The sequence below is a fragment of the Bacillus cereus group sp. BfR-BA-01311 genome, from assembly GCF_022664295.1.
Taxonomy (GTDB): domain Bacteria; phylum Bacillota; class Bacilli; order Bacillales; family Bacillaceae_G; genus Bacillus_A; species Bacillus_A cereus.
Genome location: NZ_JAKUHC010000005.1, coordinates 420673 through 447089 on the forward strand (window position 1 = coordinate 420673; position 26417 = coordinate 447089).

A 26417-nucleotide genomic window follows, 5' to 3' on the forward strand; every position below is an offset into this window, starting at 1 on the left:
TTTCAATGTAGTTAATTAATTTTTTGAAGTTAAATCATCAGCTGCAGCGTGATCAGCATCTTCAATTGTTGTTTCGGGCATTCCGTATAAGCCGTTCATTGCTTGTTCTTCGATAGTAAGATTTGCAGTATTATTATTTTGAATAGATGTAGTGTTTTCAGTAACATTTTCTTTTTTATTCATATTTTTGTTATTCATGTATGTATCCTCCAAATTTCATTTGATTTATCTATAGTATGTGGATGGATTTCCAGAAATATGTGAATTGATTCTTACAGCCCTTTCCGAACGGGAAAGCCCATCGCCTTTAGACATGGGATGAAAGTGAGGTTGGATACGGAGTACCACTAAAAATCGCTAAGTTTGTGGTACTTTAAGTATCCAAAATATTGGTATCTTTTGTGGTGTAGTTTAAAAGTAAAACTGATACAATGTGAATATGATAAATGATTATAGAAGAACCAAAACAACTGTGTCATTAATTAACTACCATTTTGTGTTTTGCCCGCGATACAGAAGAAAAATTTTTCTTAACACAAAAGTAGAAGAACGTTTCAAAGAGTTGGTTCAAGAAATATGCGGAGAAATGGATGTTGCTATTGTCGCAATGGAATGCGACAAAGACCACGTTCACTTGTTCTTAAATACACTACCAACACTTAGTCCTGCTGACACAATGGCGAAAATTAAAGGAGTGACATCGAAGCGTTTGAGAGGAGAGTTTCCTCATCTTCAACACTTGCCAAGTCTATGGACACGTTCCTATTTTGTTTCTACTGCTGGAAATGTATCGACTGAGACAATTAAACAGTATGTTGAAAATCAAAAGACGAGGGGGTGAAAATTGTGTCACAAACAATCACAGTCAAAGTTAAATTGCTTCCAACAAAAGAACAAATTCAGTTATTGGAACAAAGTAGCTATGAGTATATCAAAGTCATTAATACACTTGTATCTGAAATGGCTGAAGCGAAGAAGAGCACTAAGAAAAGTACAAAAGATGTTGAAGCGAATCTTCCAAGCGCAGTGAAGAACCAAGCAATTAAAGACGCTAAAAGTGTGTTTTCTACAAAGGTGAAAAAAAGTAAATACAAAGTTATTCCGATTCTAAAGAGACCTGTTTGTGTATGGAACAATCAAAACTATTCGTTTGACTTCACGCACATTTCAGTTCCACTCATGGTAAATGGAAAATCAACTCGCTTAAAGGTTCGTGCTTTATTAACTGATAAATATAATCGCAATTTTAATTTGTTAACACACAAGTTAGGTACACTTCGTATCACGAAGAAATCTAATAAGTGGATTGCTCAAATATCTGTCACAATTCCTACAAATGAAAAAACAGGAACGAAGATTTTAGGGGTAGATTTAGGTCTTAAAGTCCCTGCGGTAGCCATCACAGACGATGAGAAAGTTCGTTTCTTCGGCAATGGTAGACAAAACAAATATATGAAACGTAAGTTTCGTAGTGTTCGTAAGAAGTTAGGTGAAAATAAGAAATTAAATGCCATTCGACAACTTGATGATAAAGAACAAAGATGGATGCAAGACCAAGACCACAAAGTAAGTCGTGAAATCATTGACTTTGCAACTGATAATAACATTTCTGTTATTCGTTTAGAACAACTAACGAATATTAGACAGACGGCAAGAACAAGCCGTAAAAACGAGAAAAATCTACACACTTGGTCATTCTATCGTTTAGCACAATTCATTGAATACAAAGCGAATTTAGTTGGTATTAAGGTAGAATATGTGAACCCTGCTTATACAAGTCAAACATGTCCGAAATGTTCTGAAAAGAACAAAGCACCAGACAGAAAATACAAGTGCCGATGTGGATTTGAGAAACATCGTGATATTGTTGGGGCGATGAATATTCGCTACGCAACTGTGATTGATGGTAACAGTCAATCAGCCTAAGATGCTATACGCACTGTCTTAGGAGGGGCAATGAGATGCCCTCATCTTGAAGTCTGTTCAAAACAGAAATGGACTGCGAACGTTTAGTCATTCAAGAATCCCACCCGTCAATCCGTAAGGATTAGGGCTTGCGACTTTAGTCGTGGGAGTCTCAAATATGTTATATAATTAAATGAATAATTAGGGTGAGTTGTAAACTGTTAGGAGTGAACAAGTATGGTGAAAGCAAGGGAATTAGCCTTCTAAAATAAAAAGAAAATTTTAGGAGGCTATTAGAATGAAGTTCCATGTAATTGATAGAGAAGATTGGAATAGAGATCAGTATTTTGAGCATTATTTAAAGTTGAAATGTACATTTAGTATGACTGTGAATGTTGATATCACGATGTTATTAGGGGAAGTATATCAAAAGGGAATAAAATTTTATCCCGTTTTTATATATTTAATTTCTAGAGTAGTAAATAATCATAAAAAATTTCGAACATGTTTTAACGATGAAGGAGTTTTAGGCTATTGGGAGGAGATGATACCGAGTTATACAATCTTTCATAAAGATGATAAGTCTTTTTCAAGTATATGGACGGATTATTCAAGTGATTTCCGCACTTTCTATAATAATTATGAAGACGATATGAGATGCTATGCTAATGTTCATGGTCTTTTCACGAAAGAAAATATTCCGCCTAATGTATTTCCTATTTCTAGCATACCTTGGACTAGTTTTACTGGATTTAATCTTAATATTAATAATGATGAAAATTTTCTATTGCCAATTATAACTTGTGGGAAATATTTTAACGAAGGAAACAAGGTTATGCTACCAGTTTCATTACAAGTACATCATTCGGTTTGTGATGGATATGATGCGAGTCAATTTATAGAAGATTTACAGCAGTTAAGTAATACTTGCAACGAGTGGCTTAAGTAATATCTAATTTTTAATTATATAAAGTGAAACTTTAATCAGTGGGGTGTCAGCCCCCGCTGATTATTAGCCCGACCCCCACCTAACTTCTTTGCTTTCGCTGAATTTTGAGGTGGGGGTCTTACTGCCCGGCAAATAGCGGGATAAAATTGAAAATGAATAAAAGAAGAGAACATGTTTATATTACATGGTCTCTTTTTATTATTCATTAATATTAAGTAATCGTGGAAAATATAGGGTGATTTGTAGTTTAATAGTAAAGAGAGTGATTAGTGTTAATTTTCTTTGTTTTTAAGAATTTAAGGATATAAATGTTTTAATAGGGGGTAATAAAGTGAAATTCATAAGCATTGAAAAAGATGAGATCCTAATTGGGAATATGGCAAATTTGTATTGTAAAGTATTTGAGAAAACAAATTTCAATGAAATGATCGAGCGAATGAATAGGCATATAGAATATACAGGTTTTAAAGGTATAGTAGCAATAAATGATGAAAATGAAGTAGTTGGTTTTACTTATGGTTATCGCTCAATCGAGGGACAGTACTATAATCAATTAATGAGAGAAGCGTTACATCTAGAGCAAGTAGACGAATGGTTACAAGATTGTTTTGAATTTGTAGAGTTAGCAGTCCACCCACAATATCAAAATGAAGGTCTTGGAACGAAATTACATAATGAATTACTAGAAGGGATTCCAAATAGAACGAGTGTTTTAACAACACAAATAAACAATGAAAAAGCACGTTCGTTATATGAAAGATTAGATTGGGTAAATGTATTAGAACCATTTCATCCAAGTAAAAATGATGTTCCATATGTAATAATGGGAAAAGCATTAAAAACAAAAGTGAATTGATAATTATGCCATTCACAAAAATGGTTGGTTTGTAATAATGAAGGGGAAAACGAAAATGACGAAAATATCTATAGAAAAAGCTACAATTTTAGATGCTGAGAAGTTAACAGAAATAATGAAAAGAACATTTGATGCAGAAGCAAAACAATGGCTATATGGCCAAGATGATGTCATTGATTATAACATTCAACCGCCAGGATATTCTTCAGTTGAAATGATGGAATATTCCATTGAAGAATTGGATTCTTTCAAAGTTGTAATGGATAAAGAAATAATCGGAGGGATAATAGTTACGATTTCTGGTAAGTCGTACGGTCGAATTGATCGTATTTTTGTAGATCCTGTTTATCAAGGAAAAGGAATTGGATCACATGTTATGAAATTAATAGAAAAGGAATATCCGAACATAAAGATTTGGGATCTCGAAACATCTAGTAGACAAATTAACAATCATCACTTTTATAAAAAGATGGGTTACCAAATGATTTTTGAATCGGAAGATGAGTATTGTTACGTGAAAAGAATAAAAACAAGCTCAAACAAAGCGAGTGTAGTTACAAATAAAGATATGAAAAATAGTCAATACGAAAACTGTAATTTAGCAAATACAGAGTATTATCAAGTGAATTTAAAAAACAGTTCATTTGTTGGTAGCAATATAATGAATATGAATATGAGTAATTGTAATGTAAGTCAATCCAAGTTTAGAAATATAAATTTTAGATGGTCATCATATGCAGATTTAAATCTTTCTGGTAGTAAATTTAATTTGGTGACTTTAGGTGGAGTGCAATTTAAAAATACAAGTCTCGGAGATGAGAAGGAACCTATTGTATTCGATAAATGTGATTTGGAATGTAGCACTATAAGTAATAGTAATCTGAAAAATATTGAAATAGAAAATTGTGATATAGTCGGCATGAAACTAAATGGTATTCTGATTGAAAATTTGCTTGATTTATATAACAAGGTGAAAAGTTAACCAAATCCATATCCATATATAGTCTTTAATCTTTTTGGAAATTAAGTATTATATCGAAATAATTATGTAAAAATGACATAAAGAAATCTGGGCGAGAAGGTCATTCGTGAACGTTTCTAGAATACACACAAATATATTGTTATTTATATGGAGGAGAGAAAGATGGGAATCAACGTTAGAGCAGTAGAAATACAAGATGCTAGAGCAATTCATCGTATATGTATACAGGATGATGTTTTACCGTATATGGTTTTCTTACCTAGCATGCGTGTAGAGGCTATGGAAAATAGAATTCGAAATTTAGCACCAAATCAATTTGAATTTGTTGCAGAATATGATGGAGAAGTTGTTGGGTTTGTAGGTTTAACACAAAGTCCGGGCCGAAGATCTCATTCAGGCGATTTATTCATTGGGGTAGACAGTGAATATCATAATAAAGGAATTGGGAGAGCACTTCTTACGAAGATGCTTGATTTGGCTGATAATTGGTTAATGTTAGAGAGAGTAGAACTAGGTGTGTTAGAAACGAATCCAAAAGCAAAAGCTTTATATGAAAAATTTGGATTTGTAGAAGAGGGAGTAAAGATAGGGAATTTGAAAGTTCATGGAAAGTTTATTAATGAAATTATGATGAGTCGTTTTAGACCGAATGGTTTAATTGTACATAATGAATAGTTAAAAGCATGACAGTATACTGTCATGCTTTTTTATTAGAACTTGGCTGCAATAAAAATAATACTAAACCAATAAAAATAACGGTAATTCCTAGTCCTTGTTGTAAAGAAATGGTCTCATGTAATATAAAGTACGCTAGTATACAAGTGCCAATTGTTTCACCTAAAATACTCATTGAAATTACAGTAGCACTTATCCATTTTAATAACCAATTAAAAATGGTTTGTCCTAAAATTGTAGCAATGAAAGCTAATCCAATAAAGCACAACCAAGTTTGTGTAGAGTAATGGATGAAAGATTCTTGTTGCGTGAAAGCAAATATGCCAAGAAAGCCAGCACTACTTCCATAACTAATTACTGAATAGGGTATAAGTGACAAATCTTTACGAACGTGTTGGCTAATGAAAAAATAAGCAGTAATGATACCGGCAGCAATAAATGCTAAAATATCTCCATATAAAGCTTCTCCACTAATTTGGAAATCTTGCCAGCCAATGATGATACTACCTGAAATAGCGATGAGGCAACCAATAACCGCTCCTTTCGTAAATCTTTCCTTAAATAAAAAATAACCACCAATCATTGAGAACAAAGGTTGTAACGTTACGATAACTGTAGAGCTTGCTACAGAAGTATATTGTAATGATTCAAACCATAGTACATAATGTGCAGCTAAAAATAGCCCAGATATGAATCCGAATGTCCATTGTTTTTTCGTTAAAGTTTTTAGCTCATTTCGACTATTTTTATTAAATAGTAATAACGGTAACAGGATCAGTGTGGCAAAGAATAATCGGTAAAAAGCAATGATTGTCGCAGGAGCATCTGCCAATTTTACAAAAATTGCTGAAGTTGATAAGGCGAATACACCAAAAAATAAGATGAAATATGAAAGAATAGGTGATTTCAAAGTTTGTCCCTCCTATAGAATGTTTATTATAATAAACTTAATACGATATAATGTACAAAGGTAAGTATATAAGTCCCGGAGATAATAGGAAAGGATTATTTGCCTTTGTTTAGTATGTCAGCACAAAGACAATGAAATATGCATTATGATGGATGAAAGGAAGTTTTACTATGATACATGATAGGCTTGGACAAACAGTATTAAGTTATCGTAAGAAAAATAATATGACAATTCGTGAATTCGCTGATTATGCAGGAATTAGTACATCACTAATTAGCCAAATTGAAAGAGGACATGCTAATCCTTCTTTAAATGTTTTGGAGTTAATTGCAAAAGCATTAAATGTACCGCTGTTTACACTTTTTATTAATGATATCGATACAGATTCGCTCATTTCTAAGAAAAAAGATCGAAAAAAAGTATATCGGGAAAACAATGATCACATTGTATATGATGTATTAACACCTGATTTTATGAAAGCACGTATTGAAATGTTAATGATGGATTTAAATAAACGAGCAAACACAACAGAAAGCCATTATTCCCATGAAGATAAGGAAGAGATTGCTGTTATTATGAAAGGGGAAGTGTATGTGGAATTGGAGGGAAAAGAATATTTTTTAGAAGAAGGCGATGTTGTACGTATTCCACCGAATGTGAAGCATCGATTTTTGAATAAAAGTGATGAATCGAATCACATTTTATTTGTACTGACACCATCTTTAGGATGAAAATATAGTGATTTTTAATAGGGGAGAAAGAAAATGGAAAAAAGTATTTTGAAAGGCGGTCTTTCAATTATTTCTCAATGTAAAAAAGAAACAAATGATATTTGGCATGCACATTTTGGAGCAGCTGCAATTGCTAGTTATTTTTTTATGAAAGATAATAATATTGATGAAGAAACAGCTCGTAATATGTATTCGCAAACAAGGATGATGCTGAACAAGAAAAAAATTGGTGAGATGATTGATGATAAAAAAGAAATAGATTTTAAAATTGCGGAAAATATGATTATAAAATCTTTAGAACAAACGATTGATGAGCTTCATTGGGTGGGGCATAACGTCATTTATGCGTCATTAAGTTTATTAGCTATGAAAGAGCTACAAAAATGGGGTGATAATCAAGCAATTGAAGAGATTACTACTCTTATTTTATCATTTCGAAAAACAATTCCAGGTAGATCGTGGATTGGTTATACGACGAAAGAAGTAAAACAATTAAGTTTTGAAGAGGAGATACAAAGTGAATTGAGTAATCCAACACAAGTATCTCAGTTCATTTTAAATGAGTTATCGAAATTTAATAGTATTTATCGAGCGGAATCACATCATGATTTAATTGGGCATTTGCTTACATACTCCCACGCAATTAATATAATGTACGATTTAGGACATATAGATATATTTCAACGAGGGATACGTCCGCTGTTAAAACTAGTATACGTACTAAGAGCTAGCCAAAAGCTCAAGCTGAATACGGAAATAACTTTACACTCACCTATAGATCGATTACCTTTAATTCAATCTAAACGTGCAAATATTTTACCAACTGAAAATATATTTTGGATAAAAGACTATAGTGAATTCGATTGGGATTTTGGTCATGTATTTAAATTCTCATATAGTTATTTTAATCATATACAGAGAGCTCCAAATTATAAAGATATCACATTAGAAAAATTCCGTTATGTTATTCATTCTTAATGAACGTTAATGATCTGTAAAAGGATGTTTAATCTAGTTTCTTTTTTTGTTAGTAGTATATTATTTTTTCAAATATGTAAGATTTTACATGTGTATTTTACTTTTACTAATTATGTAAGTAGGCTATACTGAAATACATACATTTTATTTTTGGAGAGATGTAAAACGACATGGAACTAGCGAAATTGGAAAAAGTAATTGAAATAAAAAAAGAAGAACTTTTATATTTAGTATCGGATTATGGAATTCAACATGAAAAAGTATTGGCATTGAGTCAAGAACTAGACAAATTAATCAATTACTTTATGTTTTTAAAATAAAGAGAACTATGACGGGGTTTGTAAATGTTATAGTTCTTTTTTATTAGGTAATTTGAAAATATATTAAAATATATTGTCTAATTTCTTACAGAATGCGCAACTTGCTAGTCGAATATAAGGACTTTTGGTTATAATAAAAAGGAATTATTAATTGTATCGGTTAGGAGCGCAGCACATATGAAAACAGTTGTTGTTATCGGTGGAGGTATAACGGGACTTTCTACTATGTTTTATTTAGAAAAATTAAAAAAGGATTATAATATCGATTTAAATTTAATTCTTATTGAGAAAGAAGAGTATTTAGGTGGTAAAATCCATAGTGTGGAAGAAAAGGATTTCATTATGGAGTCAGGGGCGGATTCAATCGTTGCTCGTAATGAACACGTTATGCCACTTGTAAAAGATTTAAATTTAGAAGATGAAATGGTATATAATGAAACAGGTATTTCTTACATATATTCTGAAAACATGTTACATCCGATTCCTTCTGATACTATATTTGGGATACCGATGAGCGCCCAGTCGTTGTTTAGCAGTACGCTAGTCTCAACGAAGGGGAAAATCGTAGCTTTAAAAGATTTCATAACGAAAAATAAAGAGTTTACGAAAGATACATCACTTGCTTTATTTTTAGAAAGCTTTTTAGGGAAAGAGTTAGTGGAAAGACAAATTGCTCCTGTGCTTTCAGGCGTATATTCTGGTAAATTGAATGAGCTTACAATGGCATCTACATTACCGTATTTACTGGATTATAAAAATAAGTATGGAAGTATTATTAAAGGTTTTGAAGAGAATAAAAAACAATTTCAATCAGCAGGAAATAAAAAATTCGTATCATTTAAAGGTGGACTATCTACGATAATTAATCGATTAGAAGAAGTGCTGATTGAAACTGTCGTAAAAAAAGGTGCTATAACGACGGCTGTAAGTAAACAAGAAGATCGATATGAGATTTCTTTTGCAAATCATGAAACAATACAAGCTGATTATGTTGTTTTAGCAGCTCCACATGATATTGCACAAACTTTATTACAGTCTAATGAGTTAAATGAGCAGTTTAATACATTTAAAAACTCATCTCTTATAAGTATTTATTTAGGATTTGACATACTAGATGAACAACTACCAGCTGATGGTACGGGGTTTATTGTAACGGAAAACAGTGATTTACATTGTGATGCTTGTACATGGACAAGTCGAAAGTGGAAACATACATCGGGTAAACAAAAATTATTAGTTAGAATGTTTTATAAGAGTACCAATCCGGTATATGAAACAATCAAGAATTACAGTGAAGAAGAATTAGTACGAGTCGCTTTATATGATATTGAAAAGAGTCTCGGAATTAAAGGTGAACCAGAAGTAGTTGAAGTTACAAATTGGAAAGATTTAATGCCGAAATATCATTTAGAACATAATCAAGCGGTTCAAGCATTACAAGAAAAAATGACGAATCTTTATCCAAATGTATATTTAGCTGGTGCCTCATATTATGGTGTTGGAATTGGTGCGTGTATTGGAAATGGAAAGAATATAGCCAATGAAATAATGGATACATTAAATAAATAATACTGTAGAATAAATAAAAACTGTCCCTTCAGCAAAATGGAGGAACAGTTTTTATTTATTTTATTTGAATGGAAATTGTATTGTTTTTTGCATTGTTTTCTTTTATTGTTAATATTATTTCTCCAGACTCTTTAAATGAATACGGTGATAGTTGATAAATATCTTTTATATCAAGTTTTTCTTGTAATTTATTTACCGGTATTGATACGATATTTGGCTTCCATGTTTCTTGTTTTCCTGAAGGATATTCTATAAGTATTACCGGATTTTTTAACTTTATTGTTTTCCAAGAGACGAAATATAGTTGTACTTCTGTATCTTTTTTTAATAATTCTTCGGAGAAATAACCGAATTCGCCTACATTACCGAAAACAGTATAGTTTTGATTTTTTAATTTAATATCTAAATAACTAGGTTGATATGTTACTGCATGATAAGTTCCATATGAAAGTGAGAGTATGGCAGCGATTAAAATACCGATTGAAAATGTCTTAAAGCCATTGCCTTTAAAGCTAGTCATCATGAATGAGTTTGGTGTGAATTTTTTTGCGAATAAAAAAATAAGTAATATGAGTAAGAGGGATAAGCCGATGAATATATACATAGATTTTTACACCTCCATAGCGTAAAATGGATTAACTATATTTTACCATAAATTTATGGGGTAGGGTGGTTGTTTAGAAGGAAAAAATGAAGGAACAAATTCTTTACAGTTCTTGATAATTTAAAATTTGATTTATGAAAATTATAGCGTCATGTTTGAATCGCAATCAGAAGGTATCCAATTCGTGTATATAGAATAAAGAGGGAATGCGCCATTAGAAATGTTTGATTTATGGAACAATAAGGACTTTACTAATTATACATATTTTTTCTGATATAATGAATGAGTAGAGAGAAAGGAGTGATCCTATGGCATTTCCTATATTAGAAACAGAACGCTTACGTTTAGTTGAAATAGAACAATCTTATTGTCAAAAAATATATGAAATCTTTTCATTGGATGAAGTGACGTGTTATTACGGTATGAATTCTTTTACGGAGTTTGGACAAGCTTCACGTATGATCGAATCTTTTTCAAAAAATTACTTTGAGAAAAAGGCAATACGATGGGGAATTGTGTTAAAAGAAACGAACGTTTTAATAGGAACAATTGGACTAAACAATTTACAATTATGGAGTAAACGATCTGAGATTGGATATGATCTGCATCCTCGTTATTGGGGAAATGGTTACGCTTCGGAAGCAGCTCGAGAAATTATTGATTATGGATTTAAAGATTTAGGTTTGTTTAGAATTGGAGCTATTACATATCCTGAAAATGATACTTCTTGTAGAATGTTATCTAAAATTGGCTTCCAAAAGGAAGGTCTATTGCGTGGATATATTCATCAAGGAAATAAGCAACACGATGCATTATTGTATTCTATAGTACGAACTGATATTGAGGACATAAATTTATAATAAAAAAAACCTCTTAATTAAAAGAGGTTTTTTTTATTATAAATTAACCTAATTTAGGTAATAAACGTTCTCCGCTTTTCATGCTACTTTTACATAAAGGGCATTTAGGCTCTTCTTCAAATGAAAAGTTCTTTCTCATCCATCCTAAACAATCCTCTGATTCACATTCCCAAACAGGGGTTTGTTCTGGTGGTACTTCTGCTACATCGTTCTTTCGATTGCGATACATGTAACCACTCCTTTTATGTAAAAAATTTTAGTTATATATTAAAAAGGTTGTTAACCTTGCTGGTAACAACCTTTTTATTGTTTGAATTATAGCTTTACAACGTTTTTAGCTTGAGGTCCGCGGTTACCTTCTTCAACTTCGAAACTAACTTCTTGACCTTCGTCAAGAGACTTGAAGCCGTCGCCAGTGATAGCTGAGAAGTGAACGAATACATCGTTACCGTCTGCAACTTCGATGAAACCGAAACCTTTTTCGCTGTTAAACCATTTTACTTTACCTGTTAATGTCATGGTAATGCCTCCTAAAAGTAGAAAAATTACAATATGATCGGCCTTATTTGAATGAAAATAAAAGTTCACATATTATCAAAAACCCATAAGGAATACAAAATGTCCCTGATTGATACTTGATAATATGCAAAGAAAATATAGTGTTAAATTGACCTTAATTACTATCTTACAACAAATGGTTGGAAATAGCAAGTGCTGGTAATACCACTGAGTAATCTGGGTGATAATAGTAAAGGCACAAAGGCACCTCTTTTATTTATATATTATTCCTAATTTGGATTTATGCAAAATCATGTAAGAAAAACTTAGAGTAAATATTAATATTGCATTTTTTATGGCAAAATATGGTTGTTGACTGGTAGTAGTTAAATATTATAAAAGGAGAAAAGAAAGTGAAAAATAATTCATTTATAATAATTGAAGCAGCAAAAGCAGGGAGAAAAAAGGTGCATCCAGTCTTTGCTGTAATATTAGCCATTATATTTTTGACTTTAGGCGAACTTTTTATGTTATTTATGTTATTTTTACCAAAAGCTGAAACGATATTCATGAAAGGTATTTATGACAATGTTAGAATGGTGTTAACGTTTGGCGGAGCTATATTTATTTTATTTATATGGGTTCGTTTTGTAGAAAAAAGACCTTTTTCATCCATTGGCTTTTGGAAAGAGAAATGGATGAGAAAGTATTTAAAAGGTGCGTTAATAGGGTTTGTATTTATTTCAATGCCAGTTATTCTACTATTATTAATGGGGAGTGTGAAATTGCAAGTACAACATATTACCTCAACAGTAATAGTAGGAATAGTAGGATCTCTAGTTGCATTTTTAATACAAGGGGCAACGGAAGAAATTATTGTACGAGGTTGGTTATTCCCGGTTCTTTCTGTTAGAAGTCGTATATGGGTTGGGATTGTTGTGACGTCTTTCTTATTTGGTTTTCTTCATTTACTTAATCCAGGTATTACAATTCTTTCAATATCGAATATAATATTAGTTGGTGTATTTGCAGCTTTTTACGTTTTAAAAGACAGTAGTCTGTGGGGGATTTGCGCATGGCATTCCATTTGGAATTGGGCACAATATAACGTCTACGGTTTTGCAGTTAGTGGGATGACCATATATTCAACTCCGCTATTTAAACCTGCAACAAATGGCCCTGAATTCCTTCATGGAGGCACGTTCGGAATTGAAGGTAGTATCATTACAACAATCATGCTCACTATCGCTTCAATTGTTTTATGGAGAAAGTTATGGGGAAGAAAAGCGAAACAACGAAATTTTAGTTAATGAAAGAGGGGGAAACTATGGGGATAATAGCATTTGAGGGAGCAAGCGCTGTTGGTAAAAGTACCACGTGCCGTGAATTAGAAAAGAATTATGGTGCTTATATAATACCTGAAGTGAATTCTTTATTTGAAAGGCCAAAAAATGAACATAGAACATGGTATTTTGAAAAACAAGTTGAGCGCTGGAATATAGCTGTTCAGAAGTCAGAGCAATATGAATTAGTAATACTCGATGGGGATATATATCAACCACTTAGTTATAATTGGTGCTTTCATTTTGATATATTTAATCAGCCATTATCTTTAATAGAAAATTTTTATAAAGAAAAGATGATAAATAGGGAAATTGGTTTTCCGGATCAATATTTTTATTTATATACGAACGATGAAGAACTTAGAAAGCGGAAAGTATCTGATGAGACGAAAAGAAGAAGAAACTTTGAAAAACATTTACATATATCAAAATCGTTTCAGCGTTATTATGAAAATTTAAATACTGTTACAGATGGGTATTGTAAATTAATTGAGGCGAAAAGTGTAAGAAATAATGAATTAGAAATAGTGAGAAACTCAAAAAATTTGAACGTGTGTGAAGAAAGACGTTTTGATGTTTCGAGGTTAGATGCGATTACGAAGTGGTTAAAAGAAAATCGTGCATAAAGTAAAAACAACGAGTGTTGTAGAACGCGCTCGTTGTTTTTTTGTTTCTTTATAAATATAAAGGGAAAATTTGTAGAATATTTTCATTATTTAACAGAATAATCTTTCAATTTTAAAGGAAAAGAAATACAATATGAGCAAGTATATATAAATAATATGATAGGGGATGCGATATTTTGAATGAAGTAACAGTTTTTATATAAGAAATAATTAGGTAGTCAGAACAGAGATATTTGGGAGGAAACAAGTGAGATGAAAACATTTTTGAAAATAATAGGTGTTATAGCTGGTATGGCGGTAATCGGAGTAGGTTTAACATATGGTATGCTGCATTATTTAAATAATAGTAAACCAGCTGCGAAAAAGGCATCACCAGCTGCTCCAGCAGTAGAAGTATTAGCTGATAGTAACGTAAAAGCAGAAGATGCAAAGCTTTTAGAGAATGGCAATTATTCATTGCCAAATAGTGGTTTTAATAAAAATTTTAAATGGACAGATGAGAACATACAGACAGCATTACATGAAATGGCACATCAAAAAGCGAAAGCTGATCAAAAGTGGGGCTATATTTTTATTACACAAGAGCGGATTGAAAGCTTAATTGATATTGTAAAGAGTAATGATCTTGTGCAGGGAAGTACATATGTAGAAATTTTAGAACGATGGAAACAAGGGAAATATGAAAAGGTTGATGGGGATCACAATAAGATTTGGAAATTACAAAGTGGGAATTTAGGAGAAGGAAAAGGAGTAATGTCGGAAGCTGAGCAAAAAGAATTAATTAATCAATTGTTTATGAACAAAGGTACATATTCAGGTAGTAAATTAATTGCAGGTGGGGGACAGACTAATAAATAGTATACTAATTAATGAAAGAGAGTAATTGCTTATTAGGCAATTACTCTCTTTATATGTACGTCTTAATATTTTAGTCTCGTTCAAGTAAGGAAAGAAACGACTGTAACACCGGGGAAATCCATCTAGATTTATGATAGATTACATGACTTTGAATAACTGTTGGAGTTTCGATAGGCTGAAAACATAGTTGTTCTTTTTGACAACTTTCTTGTACAACGATATAAGGAAGAATTGAAATGCCTAACTCACACATAACGGATTGTTTAATGACTTCAACATTGGAAGTTTCAAATGTTTTATCTGGAATATTCCCGCTTTGACGTAAAAAACGATCTACCATTGGCCTATAGCCGCAGCTTTGTTCTGTAAAAATGAACTGGGTGTCCTGTAATAACTGGAATGGATTTGTATGCGCAGAGGAATAAGCTGGTAAAATCCATCCAAATGTTTCATTACTAAAAGTACGCGTAATAAAATCATTATGTTCTATACTTTCTCCAATTATAAAGACAACGTCTGTTTCTCCTTCACGTAATTTTTGTAATGCTTGTTCATTTGTGTTCGTTTCAAGCATGATATTTACTTTCGGATTTTTCTGTTTATAAGTACGTAATAATTGTGGTAATCGGTATACCGCTAATGATTCATTAGATGTAATACTTAATGTACCTTCTAAATAATCTGTATTTTGGGGGATTTCTTGCGCTTTTTCATATATTGAAAGTAATTCTAATGCATAAGGATGAAATTGATGACCGGCTTTTGTAAGTAGCACTTTTTTCCCTAACCGATCGAAAAGAGGAATATGTAAATCGTTCTCTAAAGCTTTCATATGTGCTGTAACAGTAGATTGCGCATAACCTAGCGCGTGCGCAGCTTTAGAAAAATTACCATACTTCACAATGGCGCAAAATGTTTTAACATGTCTCATTTCCATAAGCGATCCCTCTTTTATTATCATGATTTGTGAATGATTATATCATGTATTTTAATTTTCCAAATGATTAAATTCTGTATAAAATGAAATTGTAGAAATATTCATTCAGGTGATATTGGAGGAGAAAAGATGATCAAAAAGGGCTATCATGTAGCTGTTGTTGGGGCTACAGGTGCGGTAGGGCAAAAAATTATTGAACTGTTAGAGAATGAAATGAAGTTTAATATAGTTGAAGTTACATTGCTTTCGTCAAAACGATCCGCTGGTAAGAAAGTAAGATTCAAAGGACGAGAGATAATTATACAAGAGGCAAAAACAACTAGCTTTGAAGGTGTAGATATTGCCTTTTTTAGCGCTGGGGGAGAAGTATCTAGACAATTTGTAACTCATGCAGTTTCTAGTGGTGCGATTGTAATTGATAACACAAGTGAGTACCGAATGGCACAAGGTGTACCGCTCGTTGTTCCGGAAGTGAATGCGCACACTTTAAAACAGCATAAAGGTATCATTGCAGTTCCAAATTGTTCAGCACTACAGATGGTAACAGCACTTCAGCCGATTCGAAAATCATTCGGTTTAGAGAGAATTATCGTTTCAACATATCAAGCTGTATCGGGTTCTGGCATTCATGCGATTCATGAATTACGAGAGCAGGCTAAGTCTATACTTGCAGGTGAAGAAGTGAAGAGTGATATATTACCGGTGAAAAAAGATAAAAAACATTATCCAATAGCATTTAATGTACTGCCTCAAGTAGATATATTTACAGACAATGATTTTACTTTTGAAGAAGTCAAAATGATTCAAGAAACGAAGAAAATATTAGAAGATGAAAACTTGAAAATGGCAGCTACTTGTGTACGTGTTCCAGTTGTATCGGGGCATTCAGAATCGGTTTATATAGAACTGGAAAAAGAAGCAAGCGTTGCGGAAATCAAGGGAATACTAATGGATGCACCAGGTGTTATTTTGCAGGATAACCCTAGTGAACAGCTGTATCCAATGCCATTATATGCAGAAGGGAAAATAGATACATTTGTCGGAAGAATACGTAAAGATCCTGATACGCCAAACGGATTCCACCTCTGGATTGTTTCCGATAACCTATTAAAAGGTGCGGCTTGGAATTCAGTTCAAATTGCAGAGACTTTAGTGGAAAAGGGGATACTTTAATATAGTTTAAAAAACTGGGGAATCGTTAATGACTCCCCAGTTTGTATTTCATAATTGTTTTCTTTATTTCGGCCGACTTTAATTAAAATTAGTCGTTATTGAATTTTTATAAATGTCTACTTTATGTGCAGTGAAGCGTAAGGTTTTGGATTCTGCATGAATTGTAAGATTAATAATAATCGATAACGGCATTTCGACCGTTTTCACAATATCTTCTATAGCAATATACTCATTTTTTGCTTCCTTATAATAAACAACAGAACGAATTACGGCCTCGTCACCTTCAATATCAATTTCACACATCATAGGGAATTTTTCACCATTATGTAAGAATAATTCGCCTAGTACGATTGAACCGTTTAATTCTTCTGTAAAATTAGTAGTTGCCGCTGGTTTTACCCATGTTTCGTCATGTTCTTCGTTTTCCTCTTCATCTATTGCCCATTCCCAAATGGGGTTTTGTTTTAGGTCCTCAATAGTTAATTTATCAATTGGTTTGCAACTACTCATACATAAATTCTCCTTTTATTTTGATAAATAAGTTTTTTGATTTCATGAATTAGATGATTGCTTATAAGTGGGGGCAATGTATTGTTTTGCTCATCGGATGTCAAATCACTTTATTTTGGAACTCTATTATTACCATAATCTTAACAAGGCAATTATCAGTTAGCAAATAATCATTAGTTGAGAGCTTTGATGAGGTCTGATGTGAAGGGAAGATAGTGAAAAACAACAGGAATGAATAAAAGTTTTTTAGTACTATGTGGTATAATATGGTAGTGTAAAGAGTGCATTTACACTGGAGGGATTACCAATGCTGAAAGTTATGTTACCATTTGTCCTTATCTTTTTTCTTATTATTGCGATGTATATCGCTTATCAAAAGAGAAAAAAGTCTGGGATAAAAGGATTGAAAAGTGCGGTAACTTCTATTTGCTTCTTTTCACTTGCAATCTTAAATATGTTTGCATATTGGTTTCATTTTGGCGGTGCTTTTACTTGGTTATTTTCAATTGTATTATTGCTAGTTGGTGCATATTTTACTAAATATATTCCAATATCTAAAAAGGTACATTAAAGTTTATAAGAGTTAAATATAATGTTTACTTTGTTTTGAAAAGAGATTATTCTACTAAATTGTTGTGAAACGGTTTCATAGGATAATCTCTTTTGTTTAGTTTTGGAAAGAACGTACTGTGATTTTTAGTTGCTCAATAAATTCTCGAGTTGCAGCACACATATATTTATCTTTTCTATAAATTAGCCCTATTTCAATTATTGGAGTAGGGTTTTCTATTTTAATAGCTTGAATGTTTTTATTTTGTAAAAAGTCTATATATGGTTTGGGTAACACTGTAATTCCCATTCCTTTGGAAACCATTTGGATTAAAGATTCCATCGTACTAATTTCTAAAATTGGCCTTGGTTTAAAGTTTAACTTTTGACAATGAGATGTAATTAGTTCGGTTAAAAAGAAATTTTTAGGTAAAAGAATTAAAGGGTAGTTCTGTAATTCAGCAATAGATGCATGATTACGTTCAGCTAATCGATGACCAGTGGGCACGACCAATGTAAGATCGCTTTTGTATAGAGGGATGGAGATAATCTCTTTATCTTGCACCGGGAGAAATGTAATTCCAATATCTAGTTCGTTTTGTAATAATTTTTCACGAATATCTCCTGTACGAAGCCCTAATACAGAAAGCTCTATATTGGGATATAAATTATTAAAATTTAAAATAGCTGGTGGTAGTAAATAATTTACGACGGTTAACAAAGCCCCTATTGTTAAGGAACCTTGCTGTAATCCGTTTAGGTCTTGAATAGCTGAACGAGCTTGTTCGACTTCATGAAAAATGGTTTTACTATGTGATAATAAAATCTTCCCTGCTTCAGTTAATGATATTTTTTTACCAATTCGATCGAAAAGTGGCATTCCTACTTCATGCTCTAATGCACGTATTTGTTGACTTAGTGAAGGCTGTGAAATATTTAATTTTTCAGCCGCTTTTGTGAAATGTAATTCTTTTGAAACAGCTAAAAAGTATTCAAGTTGTCGTAATTCGATTGGAATCACCTCAAGTATAATGATAGGTTATACCTATCATTATTATATAAATAATTGAATTGAACAATGATTTTAGAGGTTTTATAATCATCTTTATGTAACAGAGAGGGTTGTAAAAATTAATCGAGAGAAAATACATGTAACACCTTTAAAGGAGGAAATAGAATGGCTAATGAATATCAATTATTATCTTTAAATATAGGATTACCAAAAGAGGTTACATACGGCGGAAAAGTAATTCATACAGGCATAAATAAGAAACAAGTAAAGGAACCGGTATATTTATCCTTTGTAAAATTTAATGGGGATGGACAAGCTGACTTAGTTCATCATGGAGGAGTAGATAAAGCAGTTTGTGTTTATACTGGTGATCACTATCCATATTGGGAAAAAGAATTGAATCAAGATTTTGTATATGGGGCTTTCGGAGAAAATATAACAGTTAGTGGTATGCGCGAAGAGGATGTTTGTATTGGTGATACGTTTGAGCTAGGACAGGCAATCGTACAGGTAACACAACCAAGGCAACCTTGTTTTAAATTAGCAAAAAAATATAATATTCCAAAGTTACCACTATATTTTCAAGAAACAGGATATACAGGATTTTATTTTCGTGTATTAAAAGAAGGATGGGTATCATCAGTCGATACCTTAAAAAAACTACAGTCTGATCCAAAAGGTGTGTCAGTAGCGTTTGCTAATCGTATCATGCATAAGGAAAAACAAAATATTGAAGGGGTAAAAAGGATATTAGAAGTAAATGCACTCTCATGTAGTTGGAGAAAGTCTTTTGAAAAGCGTATAAGTGGAGAAGAAATTAATACGAAGGAAAGACTTGAAGGAATAAAAGACTAAAAATATTTTATTATAAATAGTGTATTTCTATTAGTAAAAGCTAATTAGAAAGCGCTATTTTTGTATAATAAACTAATTAATATCCAGAAATCTTAATATCGTTTTATTCGACTTATTTTCAAATAGTCAAAACATAAAATTAATTAGACTTTTTTTTTATGTTTTGTGATAGTATATTGATTGGTAAGACCTCTATTTTTAAGAGTAGGTCATATAAGTATATCTAATTTAATGGAATTTAACATTTGGAGGTACAACATGGGGAATGTTGAAAAATTGGCAAGTCTTCTAATAGAAGAACCGAAAAGAGAGCAGTTATTTCCTTTATTTGAAGAAGTGTTTGGAATTACAACTCAAACATTGAATGATTTTTCGGATAAAGGATATTGGGATGATACATATAAAGCTTTATCATTTTTACAAGAAGATAAAGTGATTGCAAATGTTGCGGCATTTTCACTCCCATTATTAATTAATGGTGAAAAAATAAATGCGGCGGGTATTCAATCAGTAATGACACACCCTAATTTCCGTAGACAAGGGCTAATGACACAATTAATGGGTAAAATGATAGAAGAAATCGATAAGAAATGTGAATGTGCATTATTGTTTACGGAAAAACCTGAACTATATACAGCATTTGGATTTAAAGTTGTGCAGGAATATTTGATGACTATACCATATGATAAAAATATTAATAATAACGATTCACTACTTAAAAAGTTAGATTACTATAATATAGAGAATAGACAGTTAATACATGAAACTATTGATAGTAGCCAAAGACTTTCAAATAGTTTTTCAACTTTAAACTTCCATCCTTCATTTTATTTGAATATGTATGATTCGGAATGGAATGAGAAATTGTATTATTCAGAGAAACTAGATGCTTTAATCGTTTATGAGGTAGACAATGAAAAGTTGAAATTATTTGGAGTATTTGCGCCAGTAATTCCGGTTTTAGATGAATTATGTGGAGAAATCAATGAAAGGTTTACTGAAATCGAATTTTATTTTTCTCCGGATCAATTAGGGGTTGAGGATGTACAGTTTACAGAATTACAGTCTAGCAAGTATTTAATGGTGCGAAGTGATAAAGAGTTAGATTTTAAAGGTTATAAATTCCCAGTATTAGCGGAGTTTTAAATGTCTATATAAATGCTTTATTATGGAGGAGCTATGAATATATCGTATATACCAGAACGTATTGAGCAACTCACTATAATGAATGTACCTGATTACTATAAAATTAATGATAATCATGCGTTTATTGTCCGTTCGAAAGCAGAAACTGATTTTTGGCTAAAAACACATTATGGTTTTGAAGTAATGAATGGTCATGTGTTTTATAATGAGATGATGACAGACTTTCAAGCTGAAGTTCAGTTACGTATGAATCCAAATTCAAAATTCGATCAGGCAGGTCTTTTTGTTATGATTTCGGAGAACTGTTGGCTAAAAACATCTTTAGAATATATCCCCGAAGGGCCATCTCACTTAGGTGCTGTCGTAACGAATAATGGATATTCTGATTGGTCAACGCAAGATTATCCAACTGAAGCAGCTAAGCAACAACTTCGTTTTCGAATTATTCGAAAACGCGGTGATTATACAATATATGTGAAAAAGAGCCATCAATGGGAACAAATAAGAATCGCTCATTTAATGGAGGATATAGGAAATGAGCCTATTAAAATAGGTTTTTACACGTGTAGTCCTTCTAAAAATAAGGGATTTGAGACTGAGTTTTTACATTTTACAATTGAAGAAATATAGATGAAAAACCGTATTCTTTTCATTAAGAATGCGGTTTTTGTATTTATATAATATAAAGCACATTTATTGACTAGAAAGTCATTAATACTTATCATTTAATAATGTTAAATATTAATTTACATAATATAATAGAAGTAATAAAGAAATTACAAAATATATAGCTTAAATAAGGAAGGATATGAATTATTCAGTGGTAATTTCATGGGAAAAGGAGATTATGTATGAAATCATTTCGTAAGTTATTACAGTATTTAAAACCATACATGTTCTTCTCTATTATTGGGCCGCTATTTATGGTACTTGAGGTTGCGATGGACTTAATTCAACCGACTATTATGCAACATATCATTGATATTGGGATTGCAAATCGGGATTTAAATTATGTAATAAAAATGGGGCTTCTTATGATAGGAGCAGCAGCACTCGGTTTAGTTGGAGGGCTTGGGTGTATGATGTATTCTACAAAAGCAGCTGTTAATTTCGCTACAGACATACGAAAAGATGTGTTTGCGAAAATAGAAACATTTTCTAGTAATAATCGGGACTCATTTGGAACAGGTAAATTATTAACGATCGTGACAAATGATATCACTTCCATTCAATCGGCAATGACGATGACATTACGTGTTCTCGTTCGTGGTCCACTGTTATTTATCGGAAGTATAATTATTGTTTTTGTAACAGCGCGAGAGTTATTTCCAATATTACTTGTAGTTGTTCCGATTTTATTACTTGCGATTATTTTAATTGCAAGTAAAGCAAGTGGTACATTTAAAAAGGTGCAAGAGGCATTAGACAAAGTGAATACAAAGCTACAAGAAAATTTATCTGGTGTGCGTGTTATAAAAGCGTATGTAAGACAAAAATACGAAATCGCTCAATTTGGAAATGTAAATACAAATTTAACGAAGATAAATATTCGAGCTGTGCAACTTATTTCTTTAATGATGCCAATCATTATGCTAGTTGTAAGTGGCGGGATTGTCGCAACATTATGGATTGGTGGAGAAAAAGTATTCGATGGAACGCTTCAAGTAGGAGCGATTTTGGCATTTATTAATTACTTGAATATCATTTTAATGTCACTTATGTCGATTAGCATGGTATTTATTCAAATTGCGCGAGCTTTTCCATCTGCGGATCGTGTACAGCAAGTGTTAAATACCGAGGTTGATATTATAAGCGAAGCGAATGCGATCGAACCTGAGAAAATTGAAGGAAATATCGAATTTAAAAATGTTAGTTATAGCTATACGAAAAATAATGAATACGTTTTAAAAGATATTTCGTTTAGCATACAAAAAGGTGAAAAAGTAGGGATTATTGGATCAACTGGAAGTGGTAAATCTACCTTAGTGAAACTGTTACCACGTCTATATGATGTGGATCATGGTGAAATATGTATAGATGGAATAGATGTTAAAAAATATGATTTGCAAAAACTCCGTGCTTCAATAGGGTTTGTACCTCAGAAGGCGTTGTTGTTCTCAGGCAGTATAGAAGAAAATTTACGTTATGGTAAAGAAGATGCAACACATGACGAGCTGGAAGTAGCAGCTGCATCAGCTTGTGCGACTGAGTTTATCAATAAGCTGGAAGAATCTTATCAATATAATTTAACACAAGGCGCGACAAATCTATCAGGTGGACAAAAACAACGTGTATCAATTGCAAGGGCACTTGTGAGAAAACCACCGATTCTCATATTAGATGATTCTACATCAGCAGTTGATGCAAAATCAGAGGCTACTATTCAAATAGCTTTAAAAACAAAATATAAAGGCACAACAACTTTATTAATTGCGTCCAAAATTTCTTCCATAATGGATGCGGATAAAATACTTGTATTAGATAATGGTGAATTAGTTGGCAATGGTACACATGAACAATTGTTACAACGAAGTGAGGTTTATCAGGAAATTTATCTTTCCCAAGGTGGTAATTTGGATAAAGAAGGTGGGGAAGAACATGCGTAATTTTCAAGGGCAATTTGCTAATAAAGGTGGACGAAACACCCCAAAGATGGGAAAAGCTAAAAATGCTCAAGGAACTGTAATGCGGGTATGGAACTATATGGGCTATCAAAAAGCTGCTCTTATGTTTGTTATATTTCTAGTCGTTGTTACTACATTACTTGGATTATTAGGTCCCTATTTTATGGGAGTCATTATAGATCAATATATTGTACCGAAAGATTTAAGTGGTACAGCAAGAATGTGTATGTTACTTATCGCGATTTATGGTGTAACTGTACTTTTAACATGGTTACAAACGTTTGTCATGATTAACGTTGCATTAAAAACAATTCAAAAAATACGACAAGATATTTTTGAGAAAATCCAAACGCTTTCTTTACGGTTCTTTGATGTGCGTTCTCAAGGTGATTTAATGAGCCGTGTGACAAATGATATAGATAATTTGAATCAAGCCTTGACACAAAGCGTTGTACAAATTATTTCATCAGCATTAACTTTTATAGGTGTAACGATTGCAATGTTCGCCTTAAATTGGATTTTAGCAATTGTAACTTTAATTACAGTACCTATTATGTTTTACGTTACAAAAAAACTAGTTGCATATAGTGGTAAAAACTTTGCGAAGCGTCAAAAAGATTTAGGTGAATTAAATGGATTTATTGAGGAAGCAATTACAGGTGCGGATGTTACAACGTTGTACGGAAAAGAAAAAGAAACTGTACAAAATTTCAATAAAATTAATGAACAGCTAAGAGTTTCAGCTACGAAGGCTGATACATTTTCAGCTTTTATTTTTCCAAGTATGAACTTTATTAATAATTTAGGTATGGGCCTTGTCATTGGGACTGGATCAGTTATGGTCTTAAACGGAATGACAACAGTAGGAGTTATTGCGGCTTTTATTAATTATTCTCGTCAATTCTCAAGACCGCTAAGTCAATTTGCGACTTTAATGAATACAATTCAAGCGGCAGTTGCTGGTGGAGAACGTGTTTTTGAAATTATGGATGAGGTACCAGAAATTCAAAATAAAAAAGACGCATTCGTTGTACAAAATTTACAAGGGCATGTTGCACTTGAGAATGTTTCATTTGGCTACGCAGAAAATAAAACGATTTTAAAAGAAGTGAGTCTTAAAGCGCAGCCAGGAGAGACAATTGCTTTAGTTGGTCCGACTGGATCAGGGAAAACAACAATCATTAATTTGTTAACTCGCTTTTACGATATACAGCAAGGACAAATTCATATTGATGGAAAAGATATAAAAGATTATGATATTAATTCTTTACGAAGTAAAATAGGAGTAGTTTTACAGGATACGTATTTATTTGCTGGTTCGATTATGGATAATATCCGTTATGGACGCTTAGATGCTACTGATGAAGAAGTTATCACTGCAGCTAAGGCAGCATCTGCACATTCTTTTATTAAGCATTTGCCAAATCAATATGAAACAGAAATTGCTTCAGAAGGATCGAATTTAAGTCAAGGACAAAAACAACTTCTAGCGATTGCACGAGCAATTTTAGCAGATGTAGATATATTAATTCTCGATGAAGCGACATCAAATATTGATACAAGAACAGAATTACAAATACAAGCAGGACTAAATAATTTAATGAGAGGTCGCACAAGTTTTGTGATCGCTCATCGACTTAAAACAATTGAAAAAGCAGATCAAATTCTTGTTATAAAAGATGGAAATATTTTAGAAAGAGGGAATCATGAATCTCTCATGGAAGATAGAGGGTTTTATTTTGATTTGTATACGAGTCAGTTTAAAATATAGTAAAAGCATTGATATGTTGCGGTTTCTCTTGAGAGGAGAAACCGCATTTTTTATATTTGTAAATGTTACTATTCAAATGGTCTTTCACTACATATTTTAACAGCATCCCCTTGTATTCTAGGAAAAACATGTGAATAACGATTTAATGTTATGAACATATCTTTATAACTGAAGTGTTTACTTACAGTCTTTGGATGTATACCTTGTTTCAAAAGTAGCGTAGCATGTGTATAATGTAAATCATAAAATCGAACCTTAAAAATTGGAATTTAAATAAAAAGAGCGCTGTTAAAAGCGCTCTGAGACAAACCATATATTTAGAGAGGAATCAAGATAATATATGGAAATTGTGTGAGAATGTTGTAGGTTTTAATGAAAAATAAAGCACACATATAAGTGTGCTTTTATGAACGCTTTAGATTTGTATGACTATATAGTCAACATACAATAAAATATGCTTGTTTGATATAAATGTGTGTCAAATCTATAAAAATATTTTTTAGTGTGTATAAGGAACATTAAATGTTAGTTAGCCAAGTCTTTTGTTTTTATCCCGCATTAACGGGCAACCCAATTGGTGAGGGCTAATAATTATGGGGGGATGAACTAAAACCCAATGATTAAAGTTTCACTTTATTAACGAATTTGTGCAACTGTTAACGCTGCAGAACGAATATCTACTGTACCTATTACTTCAACGGGGACAATTTGAATTAAATCACCTGGGTTTAAGTTAATTAGAATGACGCCACTTGATACATCGACTTCACCAGTTCCAATAATATTAGAACGGACTGCGGTTCCGGATCCTGCAATAACATTAGTCGATGAATTTAATGTCAAGAAAAAGCGTGCTGCTTCTGGGGCTACTGGAACGTTATCAAGACTAATCGTTAATGTATAGCTAATTTGATAAATACCAGCTACCTGAATTTTAATACCAGTTCCAGTACTAATTGTATCATTGATTACAGGGACAGTAATGTTAGGATTTGGGCCTGTACTAGGTAATAGTAGTGGTGTAAATAATGTTGCAAATTGAGGTGAAGTAGCATTGAATGCAAAACCTAGGGCAGGTAGTGTACTAGGTGCTTGTGCTTCACAATTAAAATTAGCAAATTTACGAATGGATGAGCGCATATTTTCACTCCTTTCTTGTATTTAGATTTTGTGAGT

General features: G+C 32.3%; 30 protein-coding genes. 21 read left to right on the forward strand and 9 right to left on the reverse strand.

Annotated elements, in window-relative coordinates:
* Positions 1-15 precede the first annotated feature (15 nt).
* Entirely contained in the window at positions 16-198 is a 183-nt protein-coding gene (locus MR136_RS15310; protein ID WP_001060657.1) for a DUF4021 domain-containing protein, read from the reverse strand.
* A 241-nt stretch (positions 199-439) separates the two neighbouring features.
* On the opposite strand from MR136_RS15310, the gene tnpA reads away from it, so the two are divergent.
* The 6 genes from tnpA (at position 440) to MR136_RS15340 (ending at position 5367) form a co-directional block, all read left to right on the forward strand.
* Positions 440-841, forward strand: coding sequence for an IS200/IS605 family transposase (tnpA, locus tag MR136_RS15315; RefSeq protein WP_000606465.1), 402 nt, complete (start codon positions 440-442; stop codon positions 839-841).
* 5 nt (positions 842-846) lie between these two features.
* Positions 847-1926, forward strand: coding sequence for an RNA-guided endonuclease TnpB family protein (locus MR136_RS15320; protein WP_000084148.1), 1080 nt, complete (start codon positions 847-849; stop codon positions 1924-1926).
* A gap of 277 nt (positions 1927-2203) precedes the next feature.
* The gene (catA, locus tag MR136_RS15325) at positions 2204-2854 is read left to right on the forward strand and encodes a type A chloramphenicol O-acetyltransferase (protein ID WP_242259511.1); all 651 of its coding nucleotides are present in this window, start codon (positions 2204-2206) and stop codon (positions 2852-2854) included.
* 331 nt (positions 2855-3185) lie between these two features.
* Positions 3186-3710 (forward strand): GNAT family N-acetyltransferase, encoded by a 525-nt coding sequence (locus MR136_RS15330; protein ID WP_025689856.1) that lies wholly within the window; start codon positions 3186-3188, stop codon positions 3708-3710.
* Positions 3711-3747: 37 nt separating this feature from the next.
* On the forward strand, positions 3748-4692 hold the full coding sequence (locus tag MR136_RS15335; RefSeq protein WP_002025165.1) for a GNAT family N-acetyltransferase: 945 nt from the start codon (positions 3748-3750) through the stop codon (positions 4690-4692).
* Positions 4693-4854: 162 nt separating this feature from the next.
* Entirely contained in the window at positions 4855-5367 is a 513-nt protein-coding gene (locus MR136_RS15340) for a GNAT family N-acetyltransferase (RefSeq protein WP_061457173.1), read from the forward strand.
* A gap of 22 nt (positions 5368-5389) precedes the next feature.
* On the opposite strand, the gene MR136_RS15345 is transcribed toward MR136_RS15340, so the two are convergent.
* Positions 5390-6277, reverse strand: coding sequence for a DMT family transporter (locus tag MR136_RS15345; protein ID WP_061457174.1), 888 nt, complete (start codon positions 6275-6277; stop codon positions 5390-5392).
* Positions 6278-6447: 170 nt separating this feature from the next.
* Between MR136_RS15345 and MR136_RS15350 the strand changes: the two genes are divergently transcribed.
* The 4 genes from MR136_RS15350 (at position 6448) to MR136_RS15365 (ending at position 9875) form a co-directional block, all read left to right on the forward strand.
* Positions 6448-7008, forward strand: a complete 561-nt coding sequence (locus MR136_RS15350) for a helix-turn-helix domain-containing protein (protein ID WP_000581031.1) — start codon at positions 6448-6450, stop codon at positions 7006-7008.
* A gap of 33 nt (positions 7009-7041) precedes the next feature.
* Complete coding sequence (locus tag MR136_RS15355; protein WP_061457175.1) at positions 7042-7986, forward strand: hypothetical protein; 945 nt, start codon at positions 7042-7044, stop codon at positions 7984-7986.
* A 170-nt stretch (positions 7987-8156) separates the two neighbouring features.
* Positions 8157-8306, forward strand: a complete 150-nt coding sequence (locus MR136_RS15360; protein ID WP_000417698.1) for an aspartyl-phosphate phosphatase Spo0E family protein — start codon at positions 8157-8159, stop codon at positions 8304-8306.
* Positions 8307-8483: 177 nt separating this feature from the next.
* On the forward strand, positions 8484-9875 hold the full coding sequence (locus MR136_RS15365) for a protoporphyrinogen oxidase (RefSeq protein WP_061457176.1): 1392 nt from the start codon (positions 8484-8486) through the stop codon (positions 9873-9875).
* A gap of 55 nt (positions 9876-9930) precedes the next feature.
* Here MR136_RS15365 and MR136_RS15370 read toward each other — a convergent pair whose 3' ends face one another.
* The gene (locus MR136_RS15370; protein ID WP_119683339.1) at positions 9931-10479 is read right to left on the reverse strand and encodes a hypothetical protein; all 549 of its coding nucleotides are present in this window, start codon (positions 10477-10479) and stop codon (positions 9931-9933) included.
* Between the two features lie 308 nt (positions 10480-10787).
* Here MR136_RS15370 and MR136_RS15375 point away from each other — a divergent pair, with 308 nt between their 5' ends.
* Complete coding sequence (locus MR136_RS15375) at positions 10788-11339, forward strand: GNAT family N-acetyltransferase (protein ID WP_000885396.1); 552 nt, start codon at positions 10788-10790, stop codon at positions 11337-11339.
* A 43-nt stretch (positions 11340-11382) separates the two neighbouring features.
* Here the strand turns inward: MR136_RS15375 and MR136_RS15380 are convergent, their stop codons facing one another.
* Complete coding sequence (locus MR136_RS15380; RefSeq protein ID WP_000286203.1) at positions 11383-11568, reverse strand: cold-shock protein; 186 nt, start codon at positions 11566-11568, stop codon at positions 11383-11385.
* Positions 11569-11654: 86 nt separating this feature from the next.
* Positions 11655-11858 carry a cold-shock protein CspD gene (gene cspD, locus MR136_RS15385; RefSeq protein ID WP_000176366.1) on the reverse strand — a complete coding sequence of 68 codons (204 nt, stop codon included), beginning with the start codon at positions 11856-11858 and terminating at the stop codon, positions 11655-11657.
* A gap of 392 nt (positions 11859-12250) precedes the next feature.
* Here cspD and MR136_RS15390 point away from each other — a divergent pair, with 392 nt between their 5' ends.
* The 3 genes from MR136_RS15390 to MR136_RS15400 all read left to right on the forward strand — a co-directional run bounded on the left by MR136_RS15390 (position 12251) and on the right by MR136_RS15400 (position 14664).
* On the forward strand, positions 12251-13147 hold the full coding sequence (locus tag MR136_RS15390; protein WP_242259512.1) for a CPBP family intramembrane glutamic endopeptidase: 897 nt from the start codon (positions 12251-12253) through the stop codon (positions 13145-13147).
* Entirely contained in the window at positions 13147-13806 is a 660-nt protein-coding gene (locus MR136_RS15395) for an AAA family ATPase (RefSeq protein WP_119683340.1), read from the forward strand. The genes MR136_RS15390 and MR136_RS15395 overlap by 1 nt, the downstream gene beginning before the upstream one ends.
* A 252-nt stretch (positions 13807-14058) precedes the next feature.
* Positions 14059-14664 (forward strand): PRK06770 family protein, encoded by a 606-nt coding sequence (locus MR136_RS15400; protein ID WP_000846980.1) that lies wholly within the window; start codon positions 14059-14061, stop codon positions 14662-14664.
* Positions 14665-14734: 70 nt separating this feature from the next.
* On the opposite strand, the gene MR136_RS15405 is transcribed toward MR136_RS15400, so the two are convergent.
* Complete coding sequence (locus MR136_RS15405) at positions 14735-15601, reverse strand: LysR family transcriptional regulator (protein ID WP_098584005.1); 867 nt, start codon at positions 15599-15601, stop codon at positions 14735-14737.
* Between the two features lie 129 nt (positions 15602-15730).
* Here MR136_RS15405 and MR136_RS15410 point away from each other — a divergent pair, with 129 nt between their 5' ends.
* Entirely contained in the window at positions 15731-16774 is a 1044-nt protein-coding gene (locus tag MR136_RS15410) for an aspartate-semialdehyde dehydrogenase (RefSeq protein ID WP_000591709.1), read from the forward strand.
* 78 nt (positions 16775-16852) lie between these two features.
* Here MR136_RS15410 and MR136_RS15415 read toward each other — a convergent pair whose 3' ends face one another.
* Positions 16853-17284 carry a hypothetical protein gene (locus MR136_RS15415; RefSeq protein ID WP_000093107.1) on the reverse strand — a complete coding sequence of 144 codons (432 nt, stop codon included), beginning with the start codon at positions 17282-17284 and terminating at the stop codon, positions 16853-16855.
* Between the two features lie 307 nt (positions 17285-17591).
* On the opposite strand from MR136_RS15415, the gene MR136_RS15420 reads away from it, so the two are divergent.
* Positions 17592-17855, forward strand: coding sequence for a hypothetical protein (locus MR136_RS15420; protein WP_061457180.1), 264 nt, complete (start codon positions 17592-17594; stop codon positions 17853-17855).
* Between the two features lie 96 nt (positions 17856-17951).
* Here MR136_RS15420 and MR136_RS15425 read toward each other — a convergent pair whose 3' ends face one another.
* The gene (locus tag MR136_RS15425; protein ID WP_242259513.1) at positions 17952-18854 is read right to left on the reverse strand and encodes a LysR family transcriptional regulator; all 903 of its coding nucleotides are present in this window, start codon (positions 18852-18854) and stop codon (positions 17952-17954) included.
* A 156-nt stretch (positions 18855-19010) separates the two neighbouring features.
* Between MR136_RS15425 and MR136_RS15430 the strand changes: the two genes are divergently transcribed.
* From MR136_RS15430 to MR136_RS15450, 5 genes are all read left to right on the forward strand, one after another.
* Positions 19011-19700, forward strand: a complete 690-nt coding sequence (locus MR136_RS15430) for an MOSC domain-containing protein (protein ID WP_001262990.1) — start codon at positions 19011-19013, stop codon at positions 19698-19700.
* 258 nt (positions 19701-19958) lie between these two features.
* Positions 19959-20846 carry a GNAT family N-acetyltransferase gene (locus MR136_RS15435; protein WP_017674074.1) on the forward strand — a complete coding sequence of 296 codons (888 nt, stop codon included), beginning with the start codon at positions 19959-19961 and terminating at the stop codon, positions 20844-20846.
* Between the two features lie 33 nt (positions 20847-20879).
* Positions 20880-21476 (forward strand): DUF1349 domain-containing protein, encoded by a 597-nt coding sequence (locus MR136_RS15440; RefSeq protein ID WP_061457181.1) that lies wholly within the window; start codon positions 20880-20882, stop codon positions 21474-21476.
* A 221-nt stretch (positions 21477-21697) separates the two neighbouring features.
* Positions 21698-23452, forward strand: coding sequence for an ABC transporter ATP-binding protein (locus MR136_RS15445; RefSeq protein WP_061457182.1), 1755 nt, complete (start codon positions 21698-21700; stop codon positions 23450-23452).
* Positions 23445-25241: an ABC transporter ATP-binding protein gene (locus tag MR136_RS15450; RefSeq protein ID WP_061457183.1), complete on the forward strand. Its 1797-nt coding sequence runs from the start codon at positions 23445-23447 to the stop codon at positions 25239-25241. The genes MR136_RS15445 and MR136_RS15450 overlap by 8 nt, the downstream gene beginning before the upstream one ends.
* A gap of 636 nt (positions 25242-25877) precedes the next feature.
* Here MR136_RS15450 and exsF read toward each other — a convergent pair.
* On the reverse strand, positions 25878-26381 hold the full coding sequence (exsF, locus tag MR136_RS15455; RefSeq protein WP_001257877.1) for an exosporium protein ExsF: 504 nt from the start codon (positions 26379-26381) through the stop codon (positions 25878-25880).
* Between the last annotated feature and the right edge of the window lie 36 nt (positions 26382-26417).

Bases quoted from the DNA above. Each gene is read 5' to 3' on its own strand.
- MR136_RS15310 (WP_001060657.1), bottom strand. From the start codon at position 198: ATGAATAACAAAAATATGAATAAAAAAGAAAATGTTACTGAAAACACT.
- tnpA (WP_000606465.1), top strand. From the start codon at position 440: ATGATAAATGATTATAGAAGAACCAAAACAACTGTGTCATTAATTAAC.
- catA (WP_242259511.1), top strand. From the start codon at position 2,204: ATGAAGTTCCATGTAATTGATAGAGAAGATTGGAATAGAGATCAGTAT.
- MR136_RS15335 (WP_002025165.1), top strand. From the start codon at position 3,748: ATGAAGGGGAAAACGAAAATGACGAAAATATCTATAGAAAAAGCTACA.
- MR136_RS15340 (WP_061457173.1), top strand. From the start codon at position 4,855: ATGGGAATCAACGTTAGAGCAGTAGAAATACAAGATGCTAGAGCAATT.
- MR136_RS15350 (WP_000581031.1), top strand. From the start codon at position 6,448: ATGATACATGATAGGCTTGGACAAACAGTATTAAGTTATCGTAAGAAA.
- MR136_RS15355 (WP_061457175.1), top strand. From the start codon at position 7,042: ATGGAAAAAAGTATTTTGAAAGGCGGTCTTTCAATTATTTCTCAATGT.
- MR136_RS15360 (WP_000417698.1), top strand. From the start codon at position 8,157: ATGGAACTAGCGAAATTGGAAAAAGTAATTGAAATAAAAAAAGAAGAA.
- MR136_RS15365 (WP_061457176.1), top strand. From the start codon at position 8,484: ATGAAAACAGTTGTTGTTATCGGTGGAGGTATAACGGGACTTTCTACT.
- MR136_RS15370 (WP_119683339.1), bottom strand. From the start codon at position 10,479: ATGTATATATTCATCGGCTTATCCCTCTTACTCATATTACTTATTTTT.
- MR136_RS15375 (WP_000885396.1), top strand. From the start codon at position 10,788: ATGGCATTTCCTATATTAGAAACAGAACGCTTACGTTTAGTTGAAATA.
- MR136_RS15380 (WP_000286203.1), bottom strand. From the start codon at position 11,568: ATGTATCGCAATCGAAAGAACGATGTAGCAGAAGTACCACCAGAACAA.
- cspD (WP_000176366.1), bottom strand. From the start codon at position 11,858: ATGACATTAACAGGTAAAGTAAAATGGTTTAACAGCGAAAAAGGTTTC.
- MR136_RS15395 (WP_119683340.1), top strand. From the start codon at position 13,147: ATGAAAGAGGGGGAAACTATGGGGATAATAGCATTTGAGGGAGCAAGC.
- MR136_RS15400 (WP_000846980.1), top strand. From the start codon at position 14,059: ATGAAAACATTTTTGAAAATAATAGGTGTTATAGCTGGTATGGCGGTA.
- MR136_RS15405 (WP_098584005.1), bottom strand. From the start codon at position 15,601: ATGGAAATGAGACATGTTAAAACATTTTGCGCCATTGTGAAGTATGGT.
- MR136_RS15410 (WP_000591709.1), top strand. From the start codon at position 15,731: ATGATCAAAAAGGGCTATCATGTAGCTGTTGTTGGGGCTACAGGTGCG.
- MR136_RS15415 (WP_000093107.1), bottom strand. From the start codon at position 17,284: ATGAGTAGTTGCAAACCAATTGATAAATTAACTATTGAGGACCTAAAA.
- MR136_RS15420 (WP_061457180.1), top strand. From the start codon at position 17,592: ATGCTGAAAGTTATGTTACCATTTGTCCTTATCTTTTTTCTTATTATT.
- MR136_RS15430 (WP_001262990.1), top strand. From the start codon at position 19,011: ATGGCTAATGAATATCAATTATTATCTTTAAATATAGGATTACCAAAA.
- MR136_RS15435 (WP_017674074.1), top strand. From the start codon at position 19,959: ATGGGGAATGTTGAAAAATTGGCAAGTCTTCTAATAGAAGAACCGAAA.
- MR136_RS15440 (WP_061457181.1), top strand. From the start codon at position 20,880: ATGAATATATCGTATATACCAGAACGTATTGAGCAACTCACTATAATG.
- MR136_RS15445 (WP_061457182.1), top strand. From the start codon at position 21,698: ATGAAATCATTTCGTAAGTTATTACAGTATTTAAAACCATACATGTTC.
- MR136_RS15450 (WP_061457183.1), top strand. From the start codon at position 23,445: ATGCGTAATTTTCAAGGGCAATTTGCTAATAAAGGTGGACGAAACACC.
- exsF (WP_001257877.1), bottom strand. From the start codon at position 26,381: ATGCGCTCATCCATTCGTAAATTTGCTAATTTTAATTGTGAAGCACAA.